Origin of the sequence: Pseudomonas guangdongensis (assembly GCF_900105885.1) — a bacterium.
GTDB lineage: Bacteria > Pseudomonadota > Gammaproteobacteria > Pseudomonadales > Pseudomonadaceae > Geopseudomonas > Geopseudomonas guangdongensis.
In genome coordinates this window covers 1,993,556-2,017,583 of sequence record NZ_LT629780.1, presented here as the reverse complement: position 1 = coordinate 2,017,583, position 24,028 = coordinate 1,993,556, and the positions used below count along the sequence as shown (strand labels likewise).

The window sequence follows — 24,028 nt, the reverse complement described above, 5'->3', positions numbered from 1 at the left end:
TTTTTACCAGAAGATGCAGCCCAGGTGAAGCCCGATTTCACCGGATGGCCATCGGCGGGGCGTTGTTCGCGTCCCCGGCATAGACAGCACCGGGTTGACAGCCTGGTGCTCCGCATCGTGTCGCAGTCCTCAGCGCTTGCGGCCGCCCAGCAGCGAGCCCAGCAGGCCACGCACCAGTTCGCGCCCGACCTGACTGGCCGCCTGGCGCACGGCGCTCTTCATCGCCTGACCCAGCGCACCACCCAGCAGCTCGCCCACCGCACCCGTCGCCGGAGACTGGGCCGGAGCCGAGGCGGCCTCGGCCTGCGCCGCGCGGGCGCCAAGCAGCTCGTAGGCCGACTCGCGATCCACCGCCCGCTCGTAGCGTCCGGCCAGCGGCGACTGGCGGATCAGCGCCGCGCGCTCGGCCGCATCCAGCGGGCCGATGCGCGACTGTGGCGGTGCGATGCTCACCCGCTGTACTGGCGCCGGTGTGCCCTTGTCCTCCAGGGTGCCTACCAGCGCTTCGCCGATGCCCAGTTCGGTGAGCACACCCAGGCTGTCGAAGGCCGGATTGGCGCGGAAACCGTCGGCGACCGCGCGCAGCGCCTTCTGCTCGCGCACGGTGTAGGCACGCAGACCGTGCTGGATGCGCAGGCCGAGCTGGGCCAGTACCGCATCGGGCAGGTCGCCCGGCGACTGGGTGACGAAGTAGACGCCGACGCCCTTGGAGCGGATCAGCCGCACCACCTGCTCCAGGCGCTCCTGCAGCGCCTTGGGGGTGTCGGCGAACAACAGGTGCGCCTCGTCGAAGAACAGCGCCAGCAGCGGCTTGTCGGCATCGCCGCGCTCGGGCAGTTGCTCGAACAGCTCGGCCAGCAGCCAGAGCAGGAAGGTGGCGTAGACCTTGGGCGCGGCGTGGACCAGCCGGCTGGCGTCGAGCAGGTGGACGACGCCCCGACCGTCCGCCGCCGGGCGCAGCAGGTCTTCCAGTTGCAGTGCCGGCTCGCCGAACAGCGCCTCGGCGCCCTGCTGCTCCAGGCCGGCCAGCTTGCGCTGCAGCGCCTGGGCGGAAGCCGCGGTGAACAGCGCGCGCTCTTCGCCGAGCAGTTCGGGATGAGCCTGCAGGTGGTTGAGCAGCGCCTTGAGGTCCTTGAGATCGAGCAGCAGCAGACCCTCGCGGTCGGCAACCCGGAAGGCGGCATGCAGCGCCGCCTGCTGGCTGTCGGTCAGCACCAGCAGCGCGCCGAGCAGCAACGGGCCCATTTCGCTGAGGGTGGTGCGCAGCGGATGGCCGCTCTGCCCGGCCACATCCCAGAGCACCAGCGGCCAGGCCTGCGGGCGATAGTCGAGCCAGGGCATGGCGGCGATGCGCTCGGCAACCTTGCCGCTCGGCGTGGCGGGCGCGCCGAGGCCGCACAGGTCGCCCTTGATGTCGGCGGCGAACACCGCAACGCCCGCCGCACTGAACTGTTCGATCAGCCGCTGCAGGGTGACGGTCTTGCCGGTGCCGGTGGCGCCGGCGATCAGTCCGTGACGGTTGGCCAGGCGCAAGCGCTGGCCGACGGGCTGCCCGGCGGGATCGGCGCCGAGCAACAGTTGCGCGGGTACGGATACGGGCATGGCGCCTCCCCGAAAACGCTGGGACGGGCTAGCGCCCGTCAAAAAGGCAGCGCGGCGGCCGCCATCGGGACGCTCAGTTGCGCCGGCCTTCGTCGTGCTGGGCGAACTCCTTGACCGCGCGCAGCACGTCGCTGCGGGCGATCATGCCCACCAGCCGGCCGCTCTCCAGCACCGGCAGGCGGCGACGCTGGCCGCGCAGGAAGGTTTCCGCCGCCTCGATGATGTCGGCTTCGCCGGCGATGGTGTCGACGGCACTGGTCATGTAGTTGCCGACCGTGCCGTGGGCGTCCTCGAAATAGGCGCCGGACAGGATCGCCCGCAGGCAGTCGCTCTCCGACAGCATGCCGATCAGATAGCCCTCGGAGTCGATCACCGGGGCACTGGCAATGCCGTGTTCGAGCAGACGGTTGATGGCGGTGAACAGGTCCATTTCCGGGCGGAAGGTCACCAGCCGCCGGGTCATGTAGGCCTGTACCTTGATCGACTTGAGCATGCGCACCCCTCCTCTGTCGTCGACGCGGGCCGGGTGCGCGGGCGGTGCGTCAGTCGAACACCACCGTCTTGTTGTCGTGGACCAGCACCCGATCTTCCAAGTGATAGCGTAGACCACGGGCCAGCACCCTCCGCTCGACATCCTTGCCGATGCGCACCATGTCCTCGGCACCTTCGCGGTGGGTGACGCGGGCCACATCCTGCTCGATGATCGGGCCGGCGTCCAGCTCCTCGGTGACGTAGTGGCAGGTGGCGCCGATCAGCTTGACGCCGCGCTTGGCCGCCTGGTGGTAGGGCTTGGCGCCGACGAACGAGGGCAGGAAGCTGTGGTGGATGTTGATCACCCGGCCGGCGTACTCCTGGCACAGCTCCGGCGGCAGGATCTGCATGTAGCGCGCCAGCACCACGCAGTCGGCGCGGTGCTCGGCGATCAGGCGGTTGACCTCGGCGAAGGCCGGCGCCTTGTCCTTGGGATCGACCGGCACATGCACGTAGGGAATGCCGTGCCACTCGACCATGCTGCGCAGGTCGTCGTGGTTGGAAATCACGCAGGGAATCTCGCACTCCAGCTCGCCGCTGTGCCAGCGGTGCAACAGGTCGGCCAGGCAGTGCGACTCGCGGCTGGCCATCAGCACCACGCGCTTCTTCACCGCCGAATCGTAGACTTCCCAGCGCATGCCGAACTCGCGGGCGATCGGCGCGAAGGCGTGGCGGAAACCGTCGAGATCGAACGGCAGCGAGTCGGCGCGGATCTCGTGGCGCATGAAGAACCAGCCGTTGTCCAGGTCCGAATGGTGGCTCGCCTCGGTGATCCAGCCGTTGTAGGTCGCCAGCAGGTTGCTGACCTTGGCCACGATGCCCACGCGGTCGGGGCAGGCGATGACCAGGCGGAAGGTGCGCATGGGGTTTGACTCCGCAAACATCAGAAGGCGCCGATTCTATCCACAGCGACGCCAGACTGCATACACCTTGCGGGCGCGGCGAATCCGCCGCGGCACCCCGGAGTAACATGCCGATACTTGGAAATATTTATCACAAGTTGCCAAAAGAGCTTGTCCGGAGCATTTACTTGCAATTGCGCACTACCTATTATTGTTTCACGTCAGCACTTTCTGCCTAACGACTTACAAGGTATATGCACATGTCCCTGATCAATGAGTACCGCGCCACCAAGGCCGCCATCGAAGAGTTGCAAGCCCGCCTGCAGGCCCTGCAGGACGACGGCAAACTGCAGCACGAGCTGGAATTCGAAACCAAACTCCGCGAACTGCTCGCCCAATATGGTAAGTCGCTGCCGGATATCCTCGCCCTGCTCGACAACGACGGCAAGGCGAGCAAGGCTGCCCGTCAGGTGCGTGCCGCCAAGACCGAGGCGCCGGTCAAGCGCACCCGTCGCGTCAAGGTCTATACCAACCCGCATAACCATGAAGTCATCGAAACCAAGGGCGGCAACCACAAGATCCTCAAAGAGTGGAAAGCCCAGTGGGGCAGCGATACCGTGGAAAGCTGGTCGACCACTATCGGTTGATCGCGGCAACTGCATGACGCCATAAAAAAACGCCGAAACTTTCGGCGTTTTTTTTGTTTATCGGGATAGCCGCGGCGTCAGGTCGGCACATAGCGCCGGCGCAGATCGTCGGCATGCGCCTGCCATTGCTGCAACAGCGTCTGCTGCGCGGGATCGGCGGTGGCCAGCAACTCGGCGGTCGCCGCCGCGAACGCCTCCAGGGTATTGGGCGCGCCCTGCGCCGGATCGCTCAGGCGCAGGCGGCAGAATTCCTGCCAGCGCAATTGTTCGTCGGCCGCCAGCAGCTGCGGGAAGTTGCGCGCCCGATAACGGAACAACAACTCCTCGAGACGCTCGTCGCTGAACTGGCCATGCCACTCGCGCAACTTGGCCGGGTCGCTCTCGCGCACCCGCACGCAGATGCCGCGATCGCGGTCGCCGATAAAACCGTCATACAGGCGCTGCTCCGGATCGATAGTCGTCGCGAAATCGCCCTCGGCATAGATCAACGACAACTTGCCCTGCCATACCGGCAGGTTGTCCCGCAGTTGCCGGGCACGCGCCTCGCAGAGCGTCATGTCCAACTGCAGACGCTGACGGTCGCTGTCGCGCAATACCTTGAGCGGCGCCAATACCGGACTGCGATTGATCTGCACCAGTTTCAGCGGCACCGGTAACTCGCCTTCGGCCAGTTCGTCGCGGCGGGTATACAGGCGCCGGGCCAGTACCTCGGCGGGCAATTCCAGCAAGGGCGCAATATCGGCCTGCAGGTCGCAGACGATCAGCGCATTGCGATTGCGCGGGTGCCAGGCCAGCGGCAATACCACCGCGGCGAAATGACGGGCAGCGGCAAACCGTCCGGAAATATGCAGCAGCGGTTCGAGCAGGCGGATCTGCTCCATCACCTGCGCCTTGCTGCGCAGGCGGTAGCACCAGTCGTAGAGACGCGGCTGGCGGGCGCGCAGCAGGCGCGCCAGCGCCAGGGTAGCGCGCACGTCGGCCAGGGCGTCGTGGGCCTGGCCGTGGTCGATGCCGTTGGCGGCGGTCAGGCGCTCCAGGCGCAGGCTCACCCGCCCGTCCTCCTGCGGCCATTCGATGCCCTCGGGGCGCAGCGCATAGGCGGCGCGGACCAGATCGATCAAATCCCAGCGGCTGTTGCCGCCCTGCCATTCGCGGGCATAGGGATCGAAGAAGTTGCGGTACAGGCTGTGCCGGGTCATCTCGTCGTCGAAACGCAGGGTGTTGTACCCGGCGCTGCAGGTGCCGGGACGCGCCAGTTCGGCGTGCAGGCGGGTGACGAACTCGGCCTCGACCAGCCCCTCGCGCTGCAGCTGCTGCGGGCCGATGCCGGTGATCAGGCACGACTGCGGATGCGGCAGGATGTCGTCGGCCGGACGACAATAGAGGTTGAGCGGCGCGTCGATCTCGTTGAGCGCCTCGTCGGTGCGGATACCCGCCACCTGCAGCGGCCGGTCGCGGCGCGGATCGATGCCGGTGGTTTCGTAGTCGTACCAGAACAGGCTCGCGGTCACGGGAAGTCTCCGGAAATCAGGGCTGCGGCAGTCTAGCGCACCCGCACCGGCAACGGTTGCCGCCACGCCCCCGGCCTCGCTAGGCTCGACAGCCTGCCGCCATCGCCAAGGAACCGCCATGTCCGCCGTTTCTCCCGAGCCGCTGGATAACCGCCTGCGAGTGGAAGTCCCCGAAGGGATCGAGCTGAGCCTGCGCCCGGCCGGCCCCCTGCGCCGCGCCCAGGCCTTCGCCATCGACCTGGGGCTGCGCACCGCGCTGGCCCTGAGCGTGCTGGCCCTGCTCGGCCAGTTCGGCGAGCTGGGCATGGGCCTGGGACTGATCCTGCTGTTCCTGCTCGCCTGGGGCTACATGGTGCTGTTCGAGGTGTTCAACCAGGGCCGCTCGCCCGGCAAGCAGCTGCTCGGCCTGCAGGTGCTGCACGAGGACGGCACGCCGGTGGGCGTCGGCGCCTCGCTGCTGCGCAACCTGCTCCGGTTGGTCGACATGCTGCCGCTGGGCTACGCCACCGGCCTGCTGGCCTGCCTGGCCAATCCGCGCTTCCAGCGCCTGGGCGATCTGGCCGCCGGCACCCTGGTGGTGCATCGCCCGCCGCGCCGGCGCATCGCGCCGTTCGACGCCGCGGCGCCGCAAGCCGCACCCTTCCCCCTCGACGCCGAGGCGCGGCGCGCCCTGCTGGCCTTCGCCGAACGCCAGGCGCGGCTCTCGGCGCCGCGCCGCGAGGAGCTGGCCGCCCTGCTCGCCCCGGCCCTCGGCGTCGCCCCCGCCGAGGCATGCGGCCGCCTGCTGGCGATCGCCGCCGAACTGCGGGGCAAGCCATGAAGCAGGCCGCCTTCGAGGCCCGCCATGCCGGCGAATGGCAGGCGCTGGAACAGCAGCTGACGCGCCTGGAGCAGGGCCAGCGGCTGGGTGCCGAGGCCGGCGCGTTCGCCGCCGCCTACCGCCGGCTGTGCCAGCAGCTGGCGCTGGCCGAGGCGCGCGGCTACGGCGACAGCCTGGTCGAGCGCCTGCAGCGCCTGTGCCTGCGTGCCCACCAGCAGTTCTACCGCCCGCCGAGCCGCTTCGGCCCGCAACTGCTGGGCTTTCTGCTCGGCGGCCTGCCGCGCCAGGTGCGCGCCGCCTGGCGCAGCATCCTGCTCGCCAGCCTGCTGTTCTACGGCCCGCTGCTGGGCATGGCGCTGCTGGTCTACCTCAACCCCGAGCTGGTCTACAGCCTGCTCTCCAGCGAACGGGTCGCCGAGCTGGAGCGCATGTACGATCCGGACGCCAGCCGCCTCGGGCCGTTCTCCACCCGCGGCAGCGGCGACGACTGGCTGATGTTCGGCTTCTATATCCTCAACAACCTCGGCGTGGCCTTCCAGACCTTCGCCGGCGGCCTGCTGCTGGGCCTGGGCGCGCTGTTCTTCCTGCTGCACAACGGCCTGAACATCGGTGCGATGAGCGGCCACCTGATCGGCATCGGCTACACCGACACCTTCTGCAGCTTCGTGATCGGCCACGGCGCCTTCGAGCTGACCGCGATCACCTTCGCCGGCGCCGCCGGCCTGCAGCTGGGCGGCGCGCTGCTGCTGCCCGGCCGCCACACCCGCATCGGCGCGCTGCGCCGCCGGGCGCGGGAGTGCGTCGGCCTGCTCGGCGCGGTGATCGGCCTGCTGCTGATCGCCGCCTTCGTCGAGGCCTACTGGTCGTCCACCACCCGCTTCTCCGTCGAGGCGAAGTACGCCGTCGGCGCCCTGCTCTGGCTGCTGGTCGGCCTGTACTTCCTGCGGGTCGGCCGCCACGGGACACAGCCATGACGCCCGAGGCCAGCCGCGTCGCACCGCCCGCTCCGCACCCGCAACTGCTCCTGCAGCCGCGTCCGCCCTGGGAGGCCGCCGACCTCGGCCTGCGCCTGGCGCAACGGCATGCCGGCCTGCTGATGGCCAGCTGGGCGCTGCTGACCCTGCCGGTGCTGGTGCTGCTCAGCGCGCTGTTCCCCGAGGCGCCGGGGCTGGTGCTGCTGCTGTTCTGGTGGCTGAAGCCGGCCTTCGAGCGCCTGCCGCTGCACATCCTCGGCCGCGCCCTGTTCGGCACCGCGCCGACCCTCGGCCAGGCCCTGCGCGCCTGGCCGGGCCTGCTGCGCAGCGAGCTGCTGGCCAGCCTGACCTGGCGGCGCTTCGGCCTGCTGCGCAGCTTCAGCCTGCCGGTCGGCCAGCTGGAGCGGCTGCACGGCGCCGCGCGCCGCCAGCGCCTCGACGTGCTGACCCGGCGCTGCGCCAGCGCGCGCTGGCTGACCGTGCTCGGCCTGCACATCGAACTGCTGCTCTGGCTGGCGCTGGTGCTACTGCTCTGGCTGCTGCTGCCGCTGGAGATCGCCGGCCCGGCGGACTGGCGCAGCCTGCTGGTCGCCCCCGAAGCCCACTGGCTGTGGCTGGAGCACCTGGGCAACCTGCTCTACGCCCTGGTGCTGGTGCTCTGGGCGCCCTGCTATGTGGCCTGCGGCTTCAGCCTGTACCTCAACCGGCGCTGCGAACTGGAGGCCTGGGACCTGGAGCTGGCCTTCCGCCGCCTGCTCGACCGCCTCGGCCACGCCGCCCTGGCCGTGCTGCTGGGCTGCGTCCTGCTGCTGCCGACGCCGCCCGCGCTGGCCGCCGAGGTCCGGCTCGCGGCGCACGATCCGGGGCCGGCCGCCGCGCGCCTGCAGGGCCAGGCGCTGGACAGCGCGCAGGCGCGCCGCGATATCGCCGCGATCCTCGCCGCACCGCCGTTCCGCCGCAGCGAGGAACGCCTCGCCTGGCGCTGGGCGGCAGCGGACGAGGCGGCGCTGCCGAGCGATGCGCCGCCGCCCGCCTGGACGCACAGCCTGGCCGGCGCCCTGGAGGTCCTGCTCTGGAGCCTGCTCGCCGCCGCCCTCGGCGTGCTCGCCTGGCGCTGGCGCCGCTGGCGGCGACTGTTCGTCGCCACACCCGAGGCCGTGGCGGACGCCCAAGCGCCGATCGCTCCGCCGCCGCCCGCAACGTCCCGCGCCGCGCCCGCCGACCTCGCCGCCCGCGCCGAACGGCTCTGGCCGGAGCAGCCGCGCGCCGCCCTCGCCCTGCTCTACGCCGGCCTGCTCGATCATCTGGCCGGCCGCCACCGGCTGGCCCTGAGCGCGGCGCACACCGAGGATGAGGTGCGTGCGCAACTGGCACAACTGGACAACCCGGCGCTGGTCACCTTCGCCACGACGCTGCTCGATGCCTGGCAGGCGCTGGCCTGGGGCGCCGCGCCCGTGGCGCCCGACACGGGCCAGGCGCTGTGCCGTCAAGCGCGCCGGCTGTTCGGGGCGCCGCCATGAACGCTCGCCAGTCGCTCTGGCTGCTGCTCGCCGCTCTGAGCCTGTGCGCGGCGCTGCTCGCCCTGCTGCTGCCGCTCGAAGTCTCCCGCCAGCGCGTCGAGCTCGGCCCGGCGCCTGAGGTGCGCGGCAATCCCTGGCTGGCCGCCGAACATTTCCTGCGCAGCCAGCAGGTCGCCGTCGAGCGCGCCGACAGCCTGCGCCCGGCGCTCGCCGCCGGCGCGCCGCAGGGCCGCAGCCTGCTGCTGCTCGGCCCGCGCCAGCAACTCGACGCCGCGCAGCAGCGCCGCCTGCTCGACTGGGTAGCGGCCGGCGGCCACCTGATCCTGATCGCCGAAGGCCCGCCCGGCGCCGCCGATCCGCTGCTCGACCGCCTGGGCATCGGCCTGCGCAGCGCCGCCGCTGCCGCAGACTCCGCCGATCCCTGGCCCGAACTGGCCAAGCTGGCGCTGCCCGGCGAACCGGCGCCGGCCTACCTGGCCTTCGACCCCCATCGCCGCCTGACGAGCCGCGCGCCGGGCATCCTGCTGCAGGCGCGCAGCGCCTACGGCAGCCATCTGCTGCAACGCCGCTGGGGCGCCGGGCGGGTCAGCGTGCTGGCCGACGGAGCGATCTGGCACAACCAGCGTATCGCCGAACACGACCACGCCTGGCTGCTCTGGTATCTGACCCGTGGCAGCCAGGTGACCCTGCTGCAGCGGCTGGGCGGCGAATCCCTGCCGCACCTGCTGCTGCGCCACTTCCCCGAGGCGCTGGCGGCGCTCGGCCTGCTGCTGGCGCTGCTGCTCTGGCACCTCGGCCTGCGCCAGGGCCCGCCGCTCGGCGACCTCCCGCCGCCGCGCCGCGCCCTCGGCGAGCGGCTGCTGGCCAGCGCGCGCTTCATCTGCCGTCAGCAGGGCCACGCCGCCCTGCTCGTCCAGCTCCAGCAGGCCGTGCACGAACTCGCCCGCCAGCGCCATCCGGGCTTCGAGCAGCTCCCGGCCGCGGCGCGCTGGGCCTGGCTCGGCCAGCGCGCCGGCCTGCCGACCAGCACGGTCGCCCGCCTCATGCAGGCGCCCGACAGCTCGCCGGGCGCCGCCGCCTTCACCGCCCAGGTGGCCCATCTGCAACGTCTCAGGAACGCCCTATCATGAACGACGACCTTCCGCGCCTTACCGCCGCCGTGCCGACCGCCACCGACGCCACCCTCCAGCCCGTCGCCAGCCAGCGCCTGCAGGCCGTGCGCGCGGCGCTGGGCAGTGTGCTGATCGGCCAGCAGGCGGTGATCGACGATGTGCTCTGCGCCCTGCTGGCCGGCGGCCACGTACTGATCGAAGGCGTCCCGGGCCTCGGCAAGACCCTGCTGGTGCGTGCCCTGGCGGCCTGCTTCGGCGGGCGCTTCGCGCGCATCCAGTTCACCCCCGACCTGATGCCCAGCGACGTCACCGGACATGCCGTCTACGACCTGGCCAGCGAGCAGTTCAAGCTGCGCCGCGGCCCGGTGTTCACCCACCTGCTGCTGGCCGACGAGATCAACCGCGCGCCGGCCAAGACCCAGGCGGCGCTGCTGGAGGTGATGCAGGAGCGCCAGGTGACCCTGGAAGGCGAGGCCCTGGCGGTGCCGCAGCCGTTCATGGTGCTGGCCACGCAGAACCCCATCGACCAGGAAGGCACCTACCCGCTGCCCGAGGCCGAGCTGGACCGTTTCATGCTCAAGCTGCGCATGGACTACCCCGGCCACGCCGAGGAACTGGCGCTGGTGCGCCAGGTGGCCGGCTCGACCCACGGCGACATGCTGGAAACCGCCGAGCTGCGCCCGCTGCTCGACGCCGCCGAGGTGCCGGTCCTGCAGCGCCTGTGCGCCGCGCTGCCGATCGACGAGCAGGTGCTCGACTATGCCGTGCGTCTGGTGCGCGCCAGCCGCGACTGGCCGGGCCTGGCCTTCGGCGCCGGGCCGCGGGCTTCCATCGCCCTGGTGCGCTGCGCCCGCGCCCGCGCCCTGCTGCGCGACGGCGGCTTCGTCACCCCCGACGACGTCAAGGCCAGCGCGCCGGCGGTGCTGCGCCACCGGGTACGCCTGGCGCCGCAGTGGGCGTTCGAGGGCGGCGAGGTGGATGCGCTGCTCGCCGAGCTGCTCGCCCAGGTGGCGGCGCCGCGCACATGAGACCGGCGCCGGCGCTCCTCGTCCTGCTCGCCGCGCTGCTGCTGGCGGCCCTCGCCCTCGGCAGCGCCCGTGCTCTCGATGCGGCGCCCGCGGCCTTCGCGGCGCCGGCCTGGTGGAGCGCGCTGGCCCTGCTCGCCCTGCTTGCCGGCGGCGACGCCCTGGCCCTGCGCCGCCGGCCCTCGCCCCGCCTGCAGCGCCGGCTGCCGGCCAGCCTGGCCCAGGATCGCTGGAGCGAGGCGAGCCTGCGGGTCGAGCCCATGGCGCGCCCGCCGCGCTGGCTGCAACTGTTCGACGGGGTGCCGACGGAGCTGGAGTTTCGCCAGCTGCCGCAACGCCTGCGCCTGGCACCCGATCAGGCCGGCGAGCTGCGCTACGGGCTGCGCCCGCGCGAGCGCGGCGCCGCCCAGTTCGTCTGCTGCGAAGTGCTGCTGCCCTCGCCGCTGGGACTCTGGCAGGCCCGCCGCCGGCTGCCGCTGCCCGACCGGCGACGCGTGCTGCCCGACCTGTCCCGCCTGCAGCGCGGCGCCCTGCACGCTGCCGCGCCCGGCCTGGGCGGGGTCGGCGTGGCGGTGCAACCCAGGCGTGGCAGCGGTCGCGAGTTCCATCAGCTGCGCGAGTTCCGCGACGGCGACAGCCTGCGGCAGATCGACTGGAAAGCCACCGCCCGCAAGCGCCAGCCGGTGGCGCGCGAGTACCGCGAGGAGCGCGACCAGCAGATCGTCCTGCTGCTCGACGGCGGCCGGCGCATGCGCAGCCGCGACGGCCCGCGCAGCCATTTCGACCACAGCCTGGAGGCCTGCCTGCAGCTCGCCGACGCCGCGCTGGCCCAGGGCGACGCGCTCGGCGTGCAGGTCTTCGGCGCCGCGCGGGACTGCCGGCTGGCTCCCGGCAAGGGCCCGCGCCAGTGGGCCGCGCTGCTCGATGCGCTCCACGACCTGCAGCCGGGACGCCTGCCGGGCGACTACCTGGGCGCCGCCGCCGAGCTGCTCGCCGGCCAGCAGCGCCGCGCCCTGGTGGTACTGGTCAGCAACCTGTGCGAGGAGGACGAGGCGCAACTGCCCCAGGCGGCGGCGCAGATCGCCGCCCGGCATCGCCTGCTGATCGTCAGCCTGCGCGAGGCGGTGGTCGAGCGCAGCCTGCGCCAGACGGTGAACGGCTACAACGAGGCGCTCGGCTACTGCGGCGCCGTCGAGCATGCCGCCAGCCGCGCCGCCCTGCACGCGCGCCTCGGCGCCCAGGGCCTGCCGGTGCTCGACGTCGCGCCCGCAGCGCTGGGGCCGGCGCTGCTCGATCGCTACCTGCAGTGGAAAGCCAGCGGTCGCGGCTGAGCCGCCGTCACACGGCTGTCAGGGATTTGCCGCTCTACTGGCGCTGCGGCTAGGCTGAGCACAGTCCCGCCGCCCGCCGCGCGGCACCCCGCCCTTTTTGCGAGGAACCTGTCCATGCACCTTCAGCAGCTCCTGGTCGTCATCGACCCCACCCAGCCCCAGCAGCCGGCCCTCGAACGCGCCGCGTGGATCGCCCGGCGCAGCGGCGCGGCCCTCGAACTGCTGATCTGCGAGTTCCACGGCGCCCTCGACGGCGGCGCGCTGTTCGACCGCAGCACCCTGGAGAAGGCCCGCGCGTCGCTGCTGGAGCAGCGCCGCGACTGGCTCGAACGGCTCGCCGAGCCGCTGCGCCAGGAAGGCCTCAAGGTCGGCATCGAGGCCCGCTGGGGCAAGCCGCTGTACAAGATGATCGATGCGCGGGTCGCGGAGCTGCGCCCCGATCTGGTGCTCAAGACCGCCCACAGCCACGGCCTGCTGCAGCGCCTGCTGCTCAGCAACAGCAGCTGGCAGCTGATCCGCCACTGCCCGGCGCCGCTGTGGCTGGTCAAGCCCGACCGCGAGTGGCAGGGCCGGCGCCTGGCCGCCGCCCTCGACCCGACCCACAGCGCCGACAAGCCGGCCAGCCTCGACCGCCTGCTGATCGACTGCACCCAGGCGCTGGGCAAGGCGCTCGGACTGGAGGATCATTACCTGCACAGCTATGCGCCGCTGCCGCGCACCCTGGTGTTCGACGCCGAGCTGGTGGCCGACTACGAGTACTATGTGGAACGTACCGGCGCCCGCCACCGCGAGGCCTTCGACGCCCTGCTCGGCCAGTACCCGATCGCCGCGCCGCGCCGCCACCTGCTGCAGGGCTTCGCCGAAGAGGCGCTGCCGCAGTTCGTCACCGACAACGGCATCGACCTGCTGGTGATGGGCGCCATCGCCCGCGGCCATCTGGATACCGCGCTGATCGGCCATACCGCCGAGCGAGTGCTCGAAGCGGTCGACTGCGACCTGCTGGTGATCAAGCCGGTCGCCAGCGCCAGCCAGTGAATTCCGTCCGTCTGCGTCATGGATGACGCCCGACCACCACGGCCGGGTGCCATCATTCTTTTCGTCTGTTCAAGGAGGCCTCGATGCCTTTCCGCCGTACCAAGATCGTCGCCACGCTCGGCCCGTCCAGCAGCTCCACCCCCGTGCTGGAGCAGCTGATCCTCGCCGGCATGGATGTCGCCCGTCTCAACTTCTCCCACGGCAGCCCCGAGGAGCACAAGGCCCGCGCCCGGCTGGTGCGCGAACTGGCCGCCAAGCACGGCCGCCATGTCGCCCTGCTCGGCGACCTGCAGGGACCGAAGATCCGCATCGCCAAGTTCGCCGGCAAGCGCATCGAGCTGCAGCAGGGCGACGAGTTCCGCTTCTCCATCACCCACCCGCGCGACGCCGGCACCCAGAACGTGGTCGGCATCGACTACCCGGATCTGGTCAAGGACTGTAAGGTCGGCGACGAGCTGCTGCTCGACGACGGCCGGGTGATCATGCAGGTCGAGCAGGTCACCGCCACCGAGCTGCTGTGCCGGGTCACCGTCGGCGGCCCGCTGTCCGACCACAAGGGCATCAACCGCCGCGGCGGCGGCCTGACCGCGCCGGCGCTGACCGACAAGGACAAGGCCGACATCAAGCTGGCCGCCGAGATGGAGCTGGACTACCTGGCCGTCTCCTTCCCGCGCGACGCCGCCGACATGGAATACGCCCGCCGCCTGCGCGACGAGGCCGGCAGCGACGCCTGGCTGGTGGCCAAGATCGAGCGCGCCGAGGCAGTGGCCGACGACGAGGCGCTGGACGGCCTGATCCGCGCCAGCGACGGGGTGATGGTCGCCCGCGGCGATCTGGGCGTGGAGATCGGCGATGCCGAGCTGGTCGGCATCCAGAAGAAGATCATTGCCCACGCCCGCCGCCTCAACAAGTTCGTGATCACCGCCACGCAAATGATGGAGTCGATGATCCACAGTCCGATGCCGACCCGCGCCGAGGTGTCCGACGTGGCCAACGCCGCGCTGGACTACACCGACGCGGTGATGCTCTCGGCGGAAAGCGCCGCCGGCGACTATCCGGTGGAAGCGGTCAAGGCCATGGCGCGGGTCTGCCTCGGCGCCGAGAAGCACCCGACCAGCCAGAAGTCCGGCCATCGCATGGGCCTGACCTTCGAGCGCTGCGACGAGAGCATCGCCCTGGCCGCCATGTACACAGCCAACCACTTCCCCGGCGTCAAGGCGATCATCGCCCTCACCGAAAGCGGCTACACCCCGCTGATCATGTCGCGTATCCGCTCCTCGGTGCCGATCTTCGCCTACTCGCCGCACCGCGCCACTCAGGCGCGCGTGGCGATGTTCCGCGGCGTGCAGACCGTGCCCTTCGACGCCGCCGCCCTGCCGGCGGAGCAGGTCAGCCAAGCGGCGGTCAACGAGCTGCTCAAGCGCGGCGTGGTCGAGCCGGGCGACTGGGTGATCATGAGCAAGGGCGACAGCTACGACACCATCGGCGGCACCAATACCCTGAAGATCCTCCACGTCGGCGAACAACTGGTCTGATCGCACCGCAGCAGTCACGACAAGGCCGCGCATCTGCGCGGCCTTGTCGTCTGTGCCGCTGGCCTCCGGCTACCAGCCGAGGGTTTCCTTGAGGAAGGGGATGGTCAGCTTGCGCTGGGCCTGCAGCGAGGCGTGGTCGAGCTGGTCGAGCAGATCGAACAGCGCGCTCATGCTGCGCGAGCCGCGGGTGAGGATGAAGCGCCCGACCTCGTCGTTGAGGTGCAGGCCGCGGCGCGAGGCGCGCAGCTGCAGGGCGCGCAGCTTCTCGTCGTCGGTCAGGCCGTGGAGCTGGAAGACCAGCGCCAGGGTCAGGCGCGACTTGAGGTCGGGCAGCTTGATCGGCACCTCGCGCGGCGGCGCCGAGGCCGACAGCAGCAGGCGCCGGCCGGCATCGCGCAGGCGGTTGAACAGGTGGAACAGCGCCTCCTCCCAGGTCGGGTGGCCGGCGACCAGATCGACCCCGTCGATGCACACCAGGTCGCACTGCTCCAGGTTGTCGAGCAGTTGCGGGCCGTACATGGCCACGGCGTCCAGCGGCAGGTACACCGCGCGGCCGCCGAACTGTTCCATGCGCAGGCAGGCGGCCTGCAGCAGGTGGCTGCGCCCGACATCGGCGGCGCCCCAAAGGTAGATGAGGTTTTCCGCCCAGTCGGCATCGGTTTCGCACATGCGCTCGACGTACCCCAGGGCGGCCGCGTTGGCGCCGGGATAGTAGTTGGCGAAGGTGGCGTCGTCGCGCAGGCGCACACCCAGAGGCAGCTGGATCGGTTTCATGGGGACTCCGACGACTCCTGCGAATCGCCATCCGACACTCCGTAAAGAGCCGACAGTTTATAGAAGTCGTGTACATGGCGCAGCAGCACCATGATCACCGCCGCCACCGGCAAGGCCAGCAGCACGCCGGTGAAGCCGAACAGCTGGCCGCCGGCGAGGATGGCGAAGATCACCGCCACCGGATGCAGGCCGATGCGGTCGCCCACCAGCAGCGGGGTCAGCCACATGCCTTCGAGCAGCTGGCCGACGGTGAACACCGCGAGCACGCCGAGCAGCGGATACCACTCCAGGCCGAACTGGAACAGCGCGGCCAGCAGGGCGGCGACGATGCCGATCGCGAAGCCCATGTACGGCACGATGCTGGCCAGCCCGGCGAGCAGGCCGATCAGCAGGCCCAGCTCCAGGCCCAGCAGACTCAGCCCGGCGGCGTAGACCAGCGCCAGCGCCAGCATCACCAGCAACTGACCGCGCAGGAAGGCGCCGAGCACCTCGTGGCATTCGCCGACCAGCACCACCACCAGCCCCTCGCGGCGGCGCGGCAGCAGCGTGCGCAGGCGCGCCAGCATCAGGTCCCAGTCGCGCAGCAGGTAGAAGCCGACCACCGGGATCAGCAGCAGGTTGCCCAGCCAGGCGAGCAGCGCCAGGCTCGACGAGGTGACCCGCGCCAGCAGCATCTGGGCGATGTCGGTGGTCTGGCCGAGGTGTTCGGCCAGCAGCGTCTTGAGCTGGGCGAGCTGCCAGAAGTCGGCGCGCAGGCCCAGTTGCGCCTGCAGCCAGGGCAGCGCGTGCAGCTGCAGCCAGTCGATGGCCTGCGGCGCCAGCTCGTAGAGGCGCAGCAGCTGGCGGCCGAGCAGCGGCAGCAGCACCAGCAGCATGGCCAGCACGATCAGGCCGAACAGGGCGAACACCGCCACCACGCCCCAGGTCCGCGACAGGCCGCGTTCCTGCAGGCGGTCGACCAGCGGATCGCCCAGATAGGCCAGCAGGGTGCCGACCAGGAAAGGCATCAGCACCGGCTGCAACTGGTAGACCAGCCAGCCCAGCAACAGCAGGGCCGCCAGGCCCAGCCAGGTGCGCGAATCGTTCATCGGATGGGCTCCCGCCGTCGTCCTTGAAGCAGCCGTCAGGCGACGGCCGGTGCGTGACCTTTACCAGGCGAAGCGCAGGCGCTCGCCGGAGGCGGCCGGCACCTGCAAGGGCTGGCCGGTAGCGGCCGGTACGTCGGCCGGCAGTTCGTGCAGGCGGCCCAGTTGCAGCTGGGCGCGCACCTGCGCCGGCGTGCCCTGCAGGCGGTAGACCAGGCGGTCGCCCTGCACCTCGCGCAGTTGCGCACCGAAGGGTTCGAGCAGGCGCTCCAGGCTGGCGAAGCGCGCCAGGTCGCTGCCCTGCACTTCGAGGGTCAGGCTCTGCGCCCCGGCGCCGGCGGCGAAGCGCGCCGCCAGACGCTCGGCGACCTCCAGCAGCACGCCATCGGCCAGCGCCTCGCGACTGGCGCCGCGGACACTGCCGCTCTGCCGCTCCTCGCCCAGCCACAGCTGCCAGTCGGCCTCGCCGGGACGCGCCAGCACCGTCAGCAGCGCGTCGGCGGCGTAGCCCTCGGAAGCCTCGCGCAGGGCCTGGATCTGGCTGCCGGCGAGCACCTGCGGGGTGGCCAGCAGCTGCTCCTGCAGGTCGCCCAGCGGCAGGCCGAGCGGCACGCCACGCTGACGCGCGGCCTGGCGCAGCGCCTCGGCGGCGGGCTGATCCTCGGCCAGCAGGCGATTGCCGGCGGTTTCCTCCTCCAGCCACCAGGCCAGCACCTGCGGCCGGTTGACGTGCCAGAGGCTCAGCCCGGCCTCGCGCAGGGCGCGCTCGGTCAGCACCGGATCGAACACCACCGCCAGGGTCACCGGCTCACCCGGTTCGTAGACGAACTGCTGGACCAGTTGCTGGGGGTCGGCCAGCAGCGGCTGCAGGCGCGGATCGGCGGCGCTGCGGCGGTCGCCGGTCAGGCGCACCACCAAGGACTGCAGCGCGCGGGCCATGGCCGCCGAGCGCTCGCCGGCCTCCTGGGAGGCGACCGGCTCGCGCACCTCGTGAAGCCCCTCGACCTGCGCCGCCACGGCACTCAGGACGCTACAGGACAGGCAGAAGGCTAACAGGCGGAGAGTCGTGCGCATGGTGGGCATCTCGGCAGGGCGGGCGTGCGGCGGACGCACAAGGGCCTATACCTTAAACAGCCGCCCGGACGGCGGCAACCGCGCCGTCCGGATGCGTCGCCACGCGCCGCGGCGCACCGTTGCGGCGCGCTGCCGGCGGTTTGCCGCGCGTCGGCGCCGCCAGGCGGCGAGTCGGCATGCCCGACCGGCCGCACCATGGTCGCCTCCGGGCAAGAATGCTAGAATCGCGCGCTTTCACGCACACCCCGCAAAGGCCCGTATTCATGAGCAAGCAACCCTCCCTGAGCTACAAGGACGCCGGTGTAGACATCGATGCTGGTGAAGCACTGGTCGAACGCATCAAAGGCGTGGCCAAGCGCACCGCGCGCCCTGAAGTGATGGGCGGTCTGGGCGGCTTCGGCGCGCTCTGCGAGATCCCCGCCGGCTACAAGCAGCCGGTGCTGGTTTCCGGCACCGACGGCGTCGGCACCAAGCTGCGCCTGGCGCTGAACCTCAACAAGCACGACAGCATCGGCCAGGATCTGGTGGCCATGTGCGTCAACGACCTGGTGGTGTGCGGCGCCGAGCCGCTGTTCTTCCTCGACTACTACGCCACCGGCAAGCTCAACGTCGACGTGGCCGCCACCGTGGTCACCGGCATCGGCGCCGGCTGCGAACTGGCCGGCTGCTCGCTGGTCGGCGGCGAGACCGCCGAGATGCCCGGCATGTACGAGGGCGAGGACTACGACCTGGCCGGCTTCTGCGTCGGCGTGGTGGAGAAGAGCGAGATCATCGACGGCTCGAAGGTCGCCGCCGGCGACGCGCTGATCGCCCTGCCCTCCTCCGGCCCGCACTCCAACGGCTACTCGCTGATCCGCAAGATCATCGAAGTCTCCGGCGCCGACATCGAGCAGACCCAGCTCGACGGCAAGGCCCTGACCGAGCTGCTGATGGCGCCGACGCGCATCTACGTCAAACCGCTGCTCAAGCTGATCAAGGACACCGGCGCGGTCAAGGCCATGGCCCACATCACCGGCGGCGGCCTGCTCGACAACATCCCGCGCGTGCTGCCGGATGGCGCCCAGGCGATCATCGACGTGGCCAGCTGGACCCGCCCGGCGGTGTTCGACTGGCTGCAGCAGCAGGGCAACGTCGACGAGCACGAGATGCACCGCGTGCTCAACTGCGGCGTCGGCATGGTCATCTGCGTGGCCCAGGAGCAGGTCGAAGCCGTCCTGGCCAACCTGCGCGCCAGCGGCGAGCAGCCGTGGGTGATCGGCCAGATCGCCAGCGCCGGCGAAGGCGCCGAGCGCGTCGTGCTGAACAACCTGAAGGCGCACTGATGGCCCAGCCCTGCAATGTGGTGGTGCTGATCTCCGGCTCCGGCAGCAACCTGCAGGCGCTGATCGACGCCATTGCCGCCGGCCTGCCGGCGCGCATCGGTGCGGTGATCTCCAACCGCGCCGACGCCTACGGCCTGGTGCGCGCGCAGAACGCCGGGATCGCCACCGCGGTGCTCGATCACAAGGGGTTCGATGGCCGCGAGGCCTTCGACCGCGCGCTGATCGAGCGCATCGACGCCCAGCGGCCCGACCTGGTGGTGCTGGCCGGCTTCATGCGCATCCTCAGCGCCGAGTTCGTCCGCCACTACGCCGGGCGCCTGCTCAACATCCATCCCTCGCTGCTGCCTCGCTACAAGGGCCTGCACACCCACCAGCGCGCCCTGGAAGCCGGGGATGCCGAGCATGGCTGCAGCGTGCACTTCGTCACCGAGGAACTCGACGGTGGACCGCTGGTCGTACAGGCCGTGGTGCCGGTGCTGAACGGCGACACGCCGGACAGCCTGGCGCAACGCGTCCAGCGCGGCGAGCACCATATCTATCCGCTGGCCGTGCGCTGGTTCGCCGAAGGACGCCTGCGTCTGGGCGAACAGGGCGTCGAGCTGGACGGACAGCCCCTGCCGGCCAGTGGCCGGCAGATTCGCGACCTGCCGCAGCCCGGCTGACGCCGGGCCGGCCACGGAGGGAGATTTGTCATGCGCCGCGTATCGCTCGCAGCCGTTTTCAGCCTCGCCGCCCTGCCCCTCGGCGCCCATGCCCTGGAGCCGTTCAGCGCCCAGTACACCGCCGACTGGCAGCAGGTGCCGGTCAGCGGCACCGCCGAGCGCCACCTGCAGCAGAACGCCGACGGCACCTGGAGCCTGCAGTTCAAGGCCTCGATGCTGGTCGCCGGGCTCAGCGAGGAAAGCCGCTTCCGCCACGACAATGCGCGCTTCGTGCCGCTCAGCTACCGCTTCGAACGCAGCGGCCTGGGCAAGAGCAAGAAGATCGCCCACGACTTCGACTGGCAGGCCAAGCAGGTCACCGGCAGCGACCGCGGCACGCCGGTCCAGCTGGTGCTCAAGAGCGGCCTGCTCGACAAGTCCACCTATCAGCTGGCGCTGCAGGAAGACGTCGCCGCCGGCAAGAAGAGCATGAGCTACGCGGTGCTCGACGGCGACGAGATCGAGACCTACGACTTCCGCGTGCTGGGCAGCGAGAACGTGCAGACCGAAGTCGGCCAGGTCGAGGCGATCAAGGTCGAGCGCGTGCGCGACCCCACCCAGACGCGGCGCAAGACGGTGCTGTGGTTCGCCAAGGACTGGGACCATCTGCTGGTGCGCCTGCACCAGGTGGAGAAAGACGGCAAGGAGTACCAGATCATGCTCAAGCAGGGCACGGTCGACGGCCGCGCGGTCAAGGGCAGCTGAACGCCCATCCCGTAAAGCAGAACGCCCGGCACTCGCCGGGCGTTCTGCTTTCTGCCGGAGCCCGCCTCACCACATCAGGTCGTCGGGCACCACGTAGTCCTTGTACGGATCGTCCTCGTCGTCCGGCACCTCGCTGGCAACGTTGAGCAGGACGATGCGCTGCGGTTCGCGCTCCTGCACCTTGAGCGCCGCCTCGCGGGGGATCAGCTCGTACTTGCCGTCCAGCCGGGCGATGGCCAGGGTGCCGCGGCTGAGCTTGTCGCGCAGCATCGGGTTGACGGCGATGCGCTTGACCTTCTTGTCGTCGACGAAGTTGTAGTAGTCCTCGCCGTTCAGGCGCGGCAGGCGCGAGCTCTCGATCAGCTGCTTGACCTGCGCGGCCAGCGCCTTCTTCTGCGCCTTTTCCTGCTGCTGGCGGTTCAGCTCCTGATCGCGCGCCAGCTTCTCGGCCTGCGCCTTGAGGGCCGCCTCGCGCTGCGAGTCGTCCTTCTCCGCCTGGCCCTTGTGCTCCAGGCGCTGCTGCTTCTGCTTCTGCTTGCTGACCTGCTTGGCCTGCTTCTCGTTGACCAGGCCTGCCTTGAGCAGCTGGTCGCGTAGGGAAAGACTCATGACAACACTTCTCGCAACGTTCAGTGGCAGCAACTTCTGGCGACGCAGGTCTGGTTGCCGTTCCGGTTGATGTAGTGACAGCCGCCGCGCGGACCGACGATCGGCCGCAGGGACCGCCGTTCGCCGTCCCGCAGCGCGGCGGCGGCGCCGAGGACCTCCGGCAGTGCCTTCAACAGCCGCCGCCCTGGCGCTCGCAGCGCTTGGCCTCGCCCCACAGGGCGTCCAGCTCGTCGAGGGCGCAGTCCTCCATGGCCCGGCCGCTGGCGCGCACGGCCCGCTCGATGAAACGCAGGCGCCGCTCGAACTTGGCATTGGCCGCGCGCAGCGCCGCCTCGGGCTCGACCTTGAGATGGCGGGCCAGGTTGACCGCGACAAACAGCAGGTCGCCGACTTCCTCGGCGATGTGCGCCTGATCGCCCTCGGCGATGGCTTCGAGCACCTCGCCCAGCTCCTCGTGCAGCTTGTCGACCACCGGCAGCGGTGCCGGCCAGTCGAAGCCGCACTGCGCGGCGCGCTTCTGCAGCTTGGCGGCACGCGACAGCGCCGGCAAGGCCTGCGGCACGTCGTCGAGCAGCGACAGCTGCTCGGGAGCGCTGGCCTGCTCGGCGCGCTCCTCGGCCTTGATCTCCTCCCAGCGGCGCTTGATCGCCGCCTCGTCGAGACGCGGCAGACCCGTGGCGCCATACAGGTCGCCATCGGGGAACACGTGGGGATGGCGGCGGATCAGCTTGCGGGTGATGCCGTCGACCACCGCGGCGAAGTCAAAACGCCCTTCCTCGCGGCCCAGCTGGCTGTAGTAGACCACCTGGAACAGCAGGTCGCCCAGCTCGCCCGGCAGGTGGGCGAAGTCGCCGCGCTCGATGGCGTCGGCCACCTCGTAGGCTTCCTCCAGGGTGTGCGGGACGATGCTCGCATAGTCCTGCGCCAGGTCCCACGGGCAGCCGTGCTGCGGGTCGCGCAGGCGGGCCATCAGGTGCAGCAGGTCGTTCAACTGGTACATGGCGATCCGCTCAGGCGGCCCGGCTGCGCCGGGCCTCGATGATGTTGGGCAGCTGCGAAATGCGCGCCAGCAGGCGGCCGAGCGCCGCCATGCCGGGAATCTCGATGGTCAGGCGCATGTTCGCGGTGTTGGCGCTCTTGTCCGATTGGGTGTTGACCGCCAGCACGTTGATCTTCTCGTTGAGCAGGATCTGCGAGACGTCGCGCAGCAGGCCGGAGCGGTCGTAGGCGCGGATCTGGATGTCCACCGGGTAGGTCTTGGCCGGCGCATGGCCCCAGGCCACCTGGATCATCCGCTCCGGCTCGCGCTCGCTCTGCTGCAGGGCCATCGGGCAATCCTGGCGATGGATGCTCACCCCGCGGCCCTGGGTGATGTAGCCGACGATCGCATCGCCCGGCACCGGCTGGCAGCAGCGCGCCATCTGGGTGAGCAGGTTGCCGACGCCGAGGATCTGGATCTCGTCGCGCGCGCTGCCGCGCACGCTGCTCTGCCGCCGCGGGGTCAGCTCGATCTGGTCGAAGCCGCGCTCCGGTTCGAGCAGCTGCTGGGCGGCGTTGACCACCTGGGCCAGGCGCAGGTCGCCGGCGCCGAGCGCCGCGTACATGTCCTCGGCGCTCTTCAGGTTGCACTTCTCGGCCAGCTTGTCGAAGTCCACCGCCAGCAGCGCCAGGCGCGCCAGCTCGCGCTCCAGGTAGTTCTTTCCGGCGATCACGTTCTGGTCGCGGGCCTGCAGCTTGAACCAGTGGACGATCTTCGCCCGCGCCCGCGAGGTGGTCACGTAGCCCAGGTGGGGGTTGAGCCAGTCGCGGCTCGGCGCGCCGTGCTTGCCGGTGATGATCTCCACCTGCTCGCCGGTCTGCAGGCTGTAGTTGAGCGGCACGATACGCCCGTTGACCTTGGCGCCGCGGCAGTTGTGGCCGATCTCGGTGTGCACCCGGTAGGCAAAGTCCAGCGGCGTGGCGCCGCTGGGCAGGTCGATGGCGTGGCCGTCGGGGGTGAACACGTAGACCCGGTCGGGCTCGATGTCGACGCGCAGCTGCTCGGCCAGCCCGCCGATGTCGCCCAGCTCCTCGTGCCATTCGAGCACCTGGCGCAGCCAGGCGATCTTTTCCTCGTAATGGTTGGAGCCGGAATTGACGTCGGTGCCCTTGTACAGCCAGTGGGCGCAGACCCCCAGCTCGGCTTCCTCGTGCATCGACTCGGTGCGGATCTGCACCTCCAGCACCTTGCCCTCGGGGCCGATCACCGCGGTGTGCAGCGAGCGGTAGCCGTTCTCCTTGGGGTTGGCGATGTAGTCGTCGAATTCCTTGGGAATATGCCGCCACAGGGTGTGCACGATGCCCAGCGCCGTGTAGCAGTCGCGCACCTCGGGGACCAGCACGCGCACCGCGCGCACGTCGTAGATCTGGCTGAATTCCAGGCCCTTGCGCTGCATCTTGCGCCAGATCGAATAGATGTGTTTGGCCCGGCCGCTGATGTCGGCCTCGATGCCGGTGGCGGACAGCTCGTCGCGCAGCTGCTGCATCACGCTGTTGATGTACTGCTCGCGATCCAGCCGGCGCTCGTGCAACAGCGTGGCGATCTGCTTGTACTGCACGGGTTCCAGGTAGCGGAACGACAGGTCTTCCAGCTCCCACTTGATGTGACCGATGCCCAGTCGATGGGCCAGCGGCGCGTAGATGTCGAACACCTCGCGGGCCACCCGGTAGCGCTTCTCGTCGGCGGCGTTCTTCACCTCGCGGATCGCGCAGGTACGCTCGGCCAGCTTGATCAACGCCACGCGCACGTCGTCGATCATCGCCACCAGCATCTTGCGCAGGTTCTCCACCTGCGTCTGGGTGCCGAGCACCATCGAGTGGCGCGGGTTGAGACTGGTGCTGATCGCCGCCATGCGCAGCACGCCCTCGATCAGCTTGGCGACCGTCGCGCCGAAGCGCTTCTCCACCTGTTCGAGGCTGGTCTTGCCCTCGCGCACCGCGCGATACAGCACGCCGGCCAGCAGCGACTCCTGGTCGAGCTTGAGCTCGGCGAGGATCTCGGCGATCTCAAGGCCGGTACGGAAACTGGACATGCCCTCGGCCCAGATGTGCTGGGCGGCCACCGCCTGCGCTTCGACCTCGCGGGCGAACTCGCAGGCCTGGCGCAGGCTGTCGCGATCCAGGGCCGGGTCGATGCCCTGGATATGCTCCAGCCACGCTTCGAGGTTGATGCTGCCGTCGGTGTTGACCGGCTGTTGCGCTCTTACCTGTACCATCGTGTGTTCCTACCTTTCC

The 24,028-nt window shown here is 70.5% G+C and carries 23 protein-coding genes; 12 read left to right on the top strand and 11 right to left on the bottom strand.

The window, feature by feature from the left end:
* Positions 1–129: 129 nt before the first annotated feature.
* The 3 genes from BLU22_RS09555 to purU all read right to left on the bottom strand — a co-directional run bounded on the left by BLU22_RS09555 (position 130) and on the right by purU (position 2,996).
* Positions 130–1,602 (bottom strand): helicase HerA-like domain-containing protein, encoded by a 1,473-nt coding sequence (locus BLU22_RS09555; protein ID WP_090213934.1) that lies wholly within the window; start codon positions 1,600–1,602, stop codon positions 130–132.
* A gap of 73 nt (positions 1,603–1,675) precedes the next feature.
* On the bottom strand, positions 1,676–2,095 hold the full coding sequence (locus tag BLU22_RS09550; protein ID WP_090213932.1) for a CBS domain-containing protein: 420 nt from the start codon (positions 2,093–2,095) through the stop codon (positions 1,676–1,678).
* 49 nt (positions 2,096–2,144) lie between these two features.
* Complete coding sequence (purU, locus tag BLU22_RS09545; protein ID WP_090213931.1) at positions 2,145–2,996, bottom strand: formyltetrahydrofolate deformylase; 852 nt, start codon at positions 2,994–2,996, stop codon at positions 2,145–2,147.
* A 239-nt stretch (positions 2,997–3,235) separates the two neighbouring features.
* On the opposite strand from purU, the gene mvaT reads away from it, so the two are divergent.
* Positions 3,236–3,622 (top strand): histone-like nucleoid-structuring protein MvaT, encoded by a 387-nt coding sequence (gene mvaT / locus BLU22_RS09540; RefSeq protein WP_090213930.1) that lies wholly within the window; start codon positions 3,236–3,238, stop codon positions 3,620–3,622.
* Between the two features lie 77 nt (positions 3,623–3,699).
* On the opposite strand, the gene sbcB is transcribed toward mvaT, so the two are convergent.
* Positions 3,700–5,133: an exodeoxyribonuclease I gene (sbcB, locus tag BLU22_RS09535; RefSeq protein ID WP_090213927.1), complete on the bottom strand. Its 1,434-nt coding sequence runs from the start codon at positions 5,131–5,133 to the stop codon at positions 3,700–3,702.
* A gap of 118 nt (positions 5,134–5,251) precedes the next feature.
* Between sbcB and BLU22_RS09530 the strand changes: the two genes are divergently transcribed.
* From BLU22_RS09530 to pyk, 8 genes are all read left to right on the top strand, one after another.
* Complete coding sequence (locus tag BLU22_RS09530; RefSeq protein WP_090213926.1) at positions 5,252–5,953, top strand: RDD family protein; 702 nt, start codon at positions 5,252–5,254, stop codon at positions 5,951–5,953.
* Positions 5,950–6,927 carry a stage II sporulation protein M gene (locus tag BLU22_RS09525; protein ID WP_090213924.1) on the top strand — a complete coding sequence of 326 codons (978 nt, stop codon included), beginning with the start codon at positions 5,950–5,952 and terminating at the stop codon, positions 6,925–6,927. The genes BLU22_RS09530 and BLU22_RS09525 overlap by 4 nt, the downstream gene beginning before the upstream one ends.
* Positions 6,924–8,447 (top strand): hypothetical protein, encoded by a 1,524-nt coding sequence (locus BLU22_RS09520; protein ID WP_090213922.1) that lies wholly within the window; start codon positions 6,924–6,926, stop codon positions 8,445–8,447. Before BLU22_RS09525 ends, BLU22_RS09520 begins: the two co-directional genes overlap by 4 nt.
* Positions 8,444–9,577, top strand: a complete 1,134-nt coding sequence (locus BLU22_RS09515) for a DUF4350 domain-containing protein (protein WP_090213920.1) — start codon at positions 8,444–8,446, stop codon at positions 9,575–9,577. Before BLU22_RS09520 ends, BLU22_RS09515 begins: the two co-directional genes overlap by 4 nt.
* Positions 9,574–10,587, top strand: a complete 1,014-nt coding sequence (locus tag BLU22_RS09510) for an AAA family ATPase (protein ID WP_090213919.1) — start codon at positions 9,574–9,576, stop codon at positions 10,585–10,587. Before BLU22_RS09515 ends, BLU22_RS09510 begins: the two co-directional genes overlap by 4 nt.
* Complete coding sequence (locus tag BLU22_RS09505) at positions 10,584–11,915, top strand: DUF58 domain-containing protein (protein WP_090213917.1); 1,332 nt, start codon at positions 10,584–10,586, stop codon at positions 11,913–11,915. The genes BLU22_RS09510 and BLU22_RS09505 overlap by 4 nt, the downstream gene beginning before the upstream one ends.
* Before the next feature lie 114 nt (positions 11,916–12,029).
* Positions 12,030–12,950 (top strand): universal stress protein, encoded by a 921-nt coding sequence (locus BLU22_RS09500; RefSeq protein WP_090213915.1) that lies wholly within the window; start codon positions 12,030–12,032, stop codon positions 12,948–12,950.
* Between the two features lie 83 nt (positions 12,951–13,033).
* Complete coding sequence (gene pyk / locus BLU22_RS09495; protein WP_090213914.1) at positions 13,034–14,485, top strand: pyruvate kinase; 1,452 nt, start codon at positions 13,034–13,036, stop codon at positions 14,483–14,485.
* Positions 14,486–14,554: 69 nt separating this feature from the next.
* Here the strand turns inward: pyk and hda are convergent, their stop codons facing one another.
* The 3 genes from hda to BLU22_RS09480 are packed head-to-tail and all read right to left on the bottom strand — an operon-like array spanning position 14,555 to position 17,418.
* Positions 14,555–15,259 carry a DnaA regulatory inactivator Hda gene (hda, locus tag BLU22_RS09490; RefSeq protein ID WP_090213912.1) on the bottom strand — a complete coding sequence of 235 codons (705 nt, stop codon included), beginning with the start codon at positions 15,257–15,259 and terminating at the stop codon, positions 14,555–14,557.
* Positions 15,256–16,347 (bottom strand): AI-2E family transporter, encoded by a 1,092-nt coding sequence (locus BLU22_RS09485; RefSeq protein ID WP_090213911.1) that lies wholly within the window; start codon positions 16,345–16,347, stop codon positions 15,256–15,258. Before BLU22_RS09485 ends, hda begins: the two co-directional genes overlap by 4 nt.
* Before the next feature lie 60 nt (positions 16,348–16,407).
* On the bottom strand, positions 16,408–17,418 hold the full coding sequence (locus tag BLU22_RS09480; RefSeq protein WP_090216373.1) for a DUF2066 domain-containing protein: 1,011 nt from the start codon (positions 17,416–17,418) through the stop codon (positions 16,408–16,410).
* Positions 17,419–17,681: 263 nt separating this feature from the next.
* Between BLU22_RS09480 and purM the strand changes: the two genes are divergently transcribed.
* The 3 genes from purM to BLU22_RS09465 are packed head-to-tail and all read left to right on the top strand — an operon-like array spanning position 17,682 to position 20,146.
* On the top strand, positions 17,682–18,740 hold the full coding sequence (gene purM, locus BLU22_RS09475) for a phosphoribosylformylglycinamidine cyclo-ligase (protein ID WP_090213909.1): 1,059 nt from the start codon (positions 17,682–17,684) through the stop codon (positions 18,738–18,740).
* The gene (gene purN / locus BLU22_RS09470) at positions 18,740–19,402 is read left to right on the top strand and encodes a phosphoribosylglycinamide formyltransferase (protein ID WP_090213908.1); all 663 of its coding nucleotides are present in this window, start codon (positions 18,740–18,742) and stop codon (positions 19,400–19,402) included. The genes purM and purN overlap by 1 nt, the downstream gene beginning before the upstream one ends.
* Before the next feature lie 30 nt (positions 19,403–19,432).
* Entirely contained in the window at positions 19,433–20,146 is a 714-nt protein-coding gene (locus tag BLU22_RS09465) for a DUF3108 domain-containing protein (protein WP_090213907.1), read from the top strand.
* A 66-nt stretch (positions 20,147–20,212) separates the two neighbouring features.
* Here the strand turns inward: BLU22_RS09465 and BLU22_RS09460 are convergent, their stop codons facing one another.
* From BLU22_RS09460 to relA, 4 genes are read right to left on the bottom strand one after another with little or no spacing between them, the layout of a single operon-like run.
* Positions 20,213–20,755: a DUF2058 domain-containing protein gene (locus tag BLU22_RS09460; RefSeq protein WP_090213906.1), complete on the bottom strand. Its 543-nt coding sequence runs from the start codon at positions 20,753–20,755 to the stop codon at positions 20,213–20,215.
* A gap of 20 nt (positions 20,756–20,775) precedes the next feature.
* The gene (locus BLU22_RS14960) at positions 20,776–20,928 is read right to left on the bottom strand and encodes a hypothetical protein (protein ID WP_157718986.1); all 153 of its coding nucleotides are present in this window, start codon (positions 20,926–20,928) and stop codon (positions 20,776–20,778) included.
* Positions 20,925–21,755 (bottom strand): nucleoside triphosphate pyrophosphohydrolase, encoded by an 831-nt coding sequence (gene mazG / locus BLU22_RS09455; protein ID WP_090213904.1) that lies wholly within the window; start codon positions 21,753–21,755, stop codon positions 20,925–20,927. The genes BLU22_RS14960 and mazG overlap by 4 nt, the downstream gene beginning before the upstream one ends.
* A gap of 10 nt (positions 21,756–21,765) precedes the next feature.
* Positions 21,766–24,009: a GTP diphosphokinase gene (relA, locus tag BLU22_RS09450; RefSeq protein WP_090213903.1), complete on the bottom strand. Its 2,244-nt coding sequence runs from the start codon at positions 24,007–24,009 to the stop codon at positions 21,766–21,768.
* Positions 24,010–24,028: the final 19 nt, after the last annotated feature.

What these genes read in the sequence shown, in the direction of transcription:
- BLU22_RS09555 (WP_090213934.1), bottom strand. Translation starts at nt 1,602, where the DNA reads ATGCCCGTATCCGTACCCGCGCAACTGTTGCTCGGCGCCGATCCCGCC.
- BLU22_RS09550 (WP_090213932.1), bottom strand. Translation starts at nt 2,095, where the DNA reads ATGCTCAAGTCGATCAAGGTACAGGCCTACATGACCCGGCGGCTGGTG.
- purU (WP_090213931.1), bottom strand. Translation starts at nt 2,996, where the DNA reads ATGCGCACCTTCCGCCTGGTCATCGCCTGCCCCGACCGCGTGGGCATC.
- mvaT (WP_090213930.1), top strand. Translation starts at nt 3,236, where the DNA reads ATGTCCCTGATCAATGAGTACCGCGCCACCAAGGCCGCCATCGAAGAG.
- BLU22_RS09530 (WP_090213926.1), top strand. Translation starts at nt 5,252, where the DNA reads ATGTCCGCCGTTTCTCCCGAGCCGCTGGATAACCGCCTGCGAGTGGAA.
- BLU22_RS09525 (WP_090213924.1), top strand. Translation starts at nt 5,950, where the DNA reads ATGAAGCAGGCCGCCTTCGAGGCCCGCCATGCCGGCGAATGGCAGGCG.
- BLU22_RS09520 (WP_090213922.1), top strand. Translation starts at nt 6,924, where the DNA reads ATGACGCCCGAGGCCAGCCGCGTCGCACCGCCCGCTCCGCACCCGCAA.
- BLU22_RS09515 (WP_090213920.1), top strand. Translation starts at nt 8,444, where the DNA reads ATGAACGCTCGCCAGTCGCTCTGGCTGCTGCTCGCCGCTCTGAGCCTG.
- BLU22_RS09510 (WP_090213919.1), top strand. Translation starts at nt 9,574, where the DNA reads ATGAACGACGACCTTCCGCGCCTTACCGCCGCCGTGCCGACCGCCACC.
- BLU22_RS09505 (WP_090213917.1), top strand. Translation starts at nt 10,584, where the DNA reads ATGAGACCGGCGCCGGCGCTCCTCGTCCTGCTCGCCGCGCTGCTGCTG.
- BLU22_RS09500 (WP_090213915.1), top strand. Translation starts at nt 12,030, where the DNA reads ATGCACCTTCAGCAGCTCCTGGTCGTCATCGACCCCACCCAGCCCCAG.
- pyk (WP_090213914.1), top strand. Translation starts at nt 13,034, where the DNA reads ATGCCTTTCCGCCGTACCAAGATCGTCGCCACGCTCGGCCCGTCCAGC.
- hda (WP_090213912.1), bottom strand. Translation starts at nt 15,259, where the DNA reads ATGAAACCGATCCAGCTGCCTCTGGGTGTGCGCCTGCGCGACGACGCC.
- BLU22_RS09485 (WP_090213911.1), bottom strand. Translation starts at nt 16,347, where the DNA reads ATGAACGATTCGCGCACCTGGCTGGGCCTGGCGGCCCTGCTGTTGCTG.
- BLU22_RS09480 (WP_090216373.1), bottom strand. Translation starts at nt 17,418, where the DNA reads ATGCGCACGACTCTCCGCCTGTTAGCCTTCTGCCTGTCCTGTAGCGTC.
- purM (WP_090213909.1), top strand. Translation starts at nt 17,682, where the DNA reads ATGAGCAAGCAACCCTCCCTGAGCTACAAGGACGCCGGTGTAGACATC.
- purN (WP_090213908.1), top strand. Translation starts at nt 18,740, where the DNA reads ATGGCCCAGCCCTGCAATGTGGTGGTGCTGATCTCCGGCTCCGGCAGC.
- BLU22_RS09465 (WP_090213907.1), top strand. Translation starts at nt 19,433, where the DNA reads ATGCGCCGCGTATCGCTCGCAGCCGTTTTCAGCCTCGCCGCCCTGCCC.
- BLU22_RS09460 (WP_090213906.1), bottom strand. Translation starts at nt 20,755, where the DNA reads ATGAGTCTTTCCCTACGCGACCAGCTGCTCAAGGCAGGCCTGGTCAAC.
- mazG (WP_090213904.1), bottom strand. Translation starts at nt 21,755, where the DNA reads ATGTACCAGTTGAACGACCTGCTGCACCTGATGGCCCGCCTGCGCGAC.
- relA (WP_090213903.1), bottom strand. Translation starts at nt 24,009, where the DNA reads ATGGTACAGGTAAGAGCGCAACAGCCGGTCAACACCGACGGCAGCATC.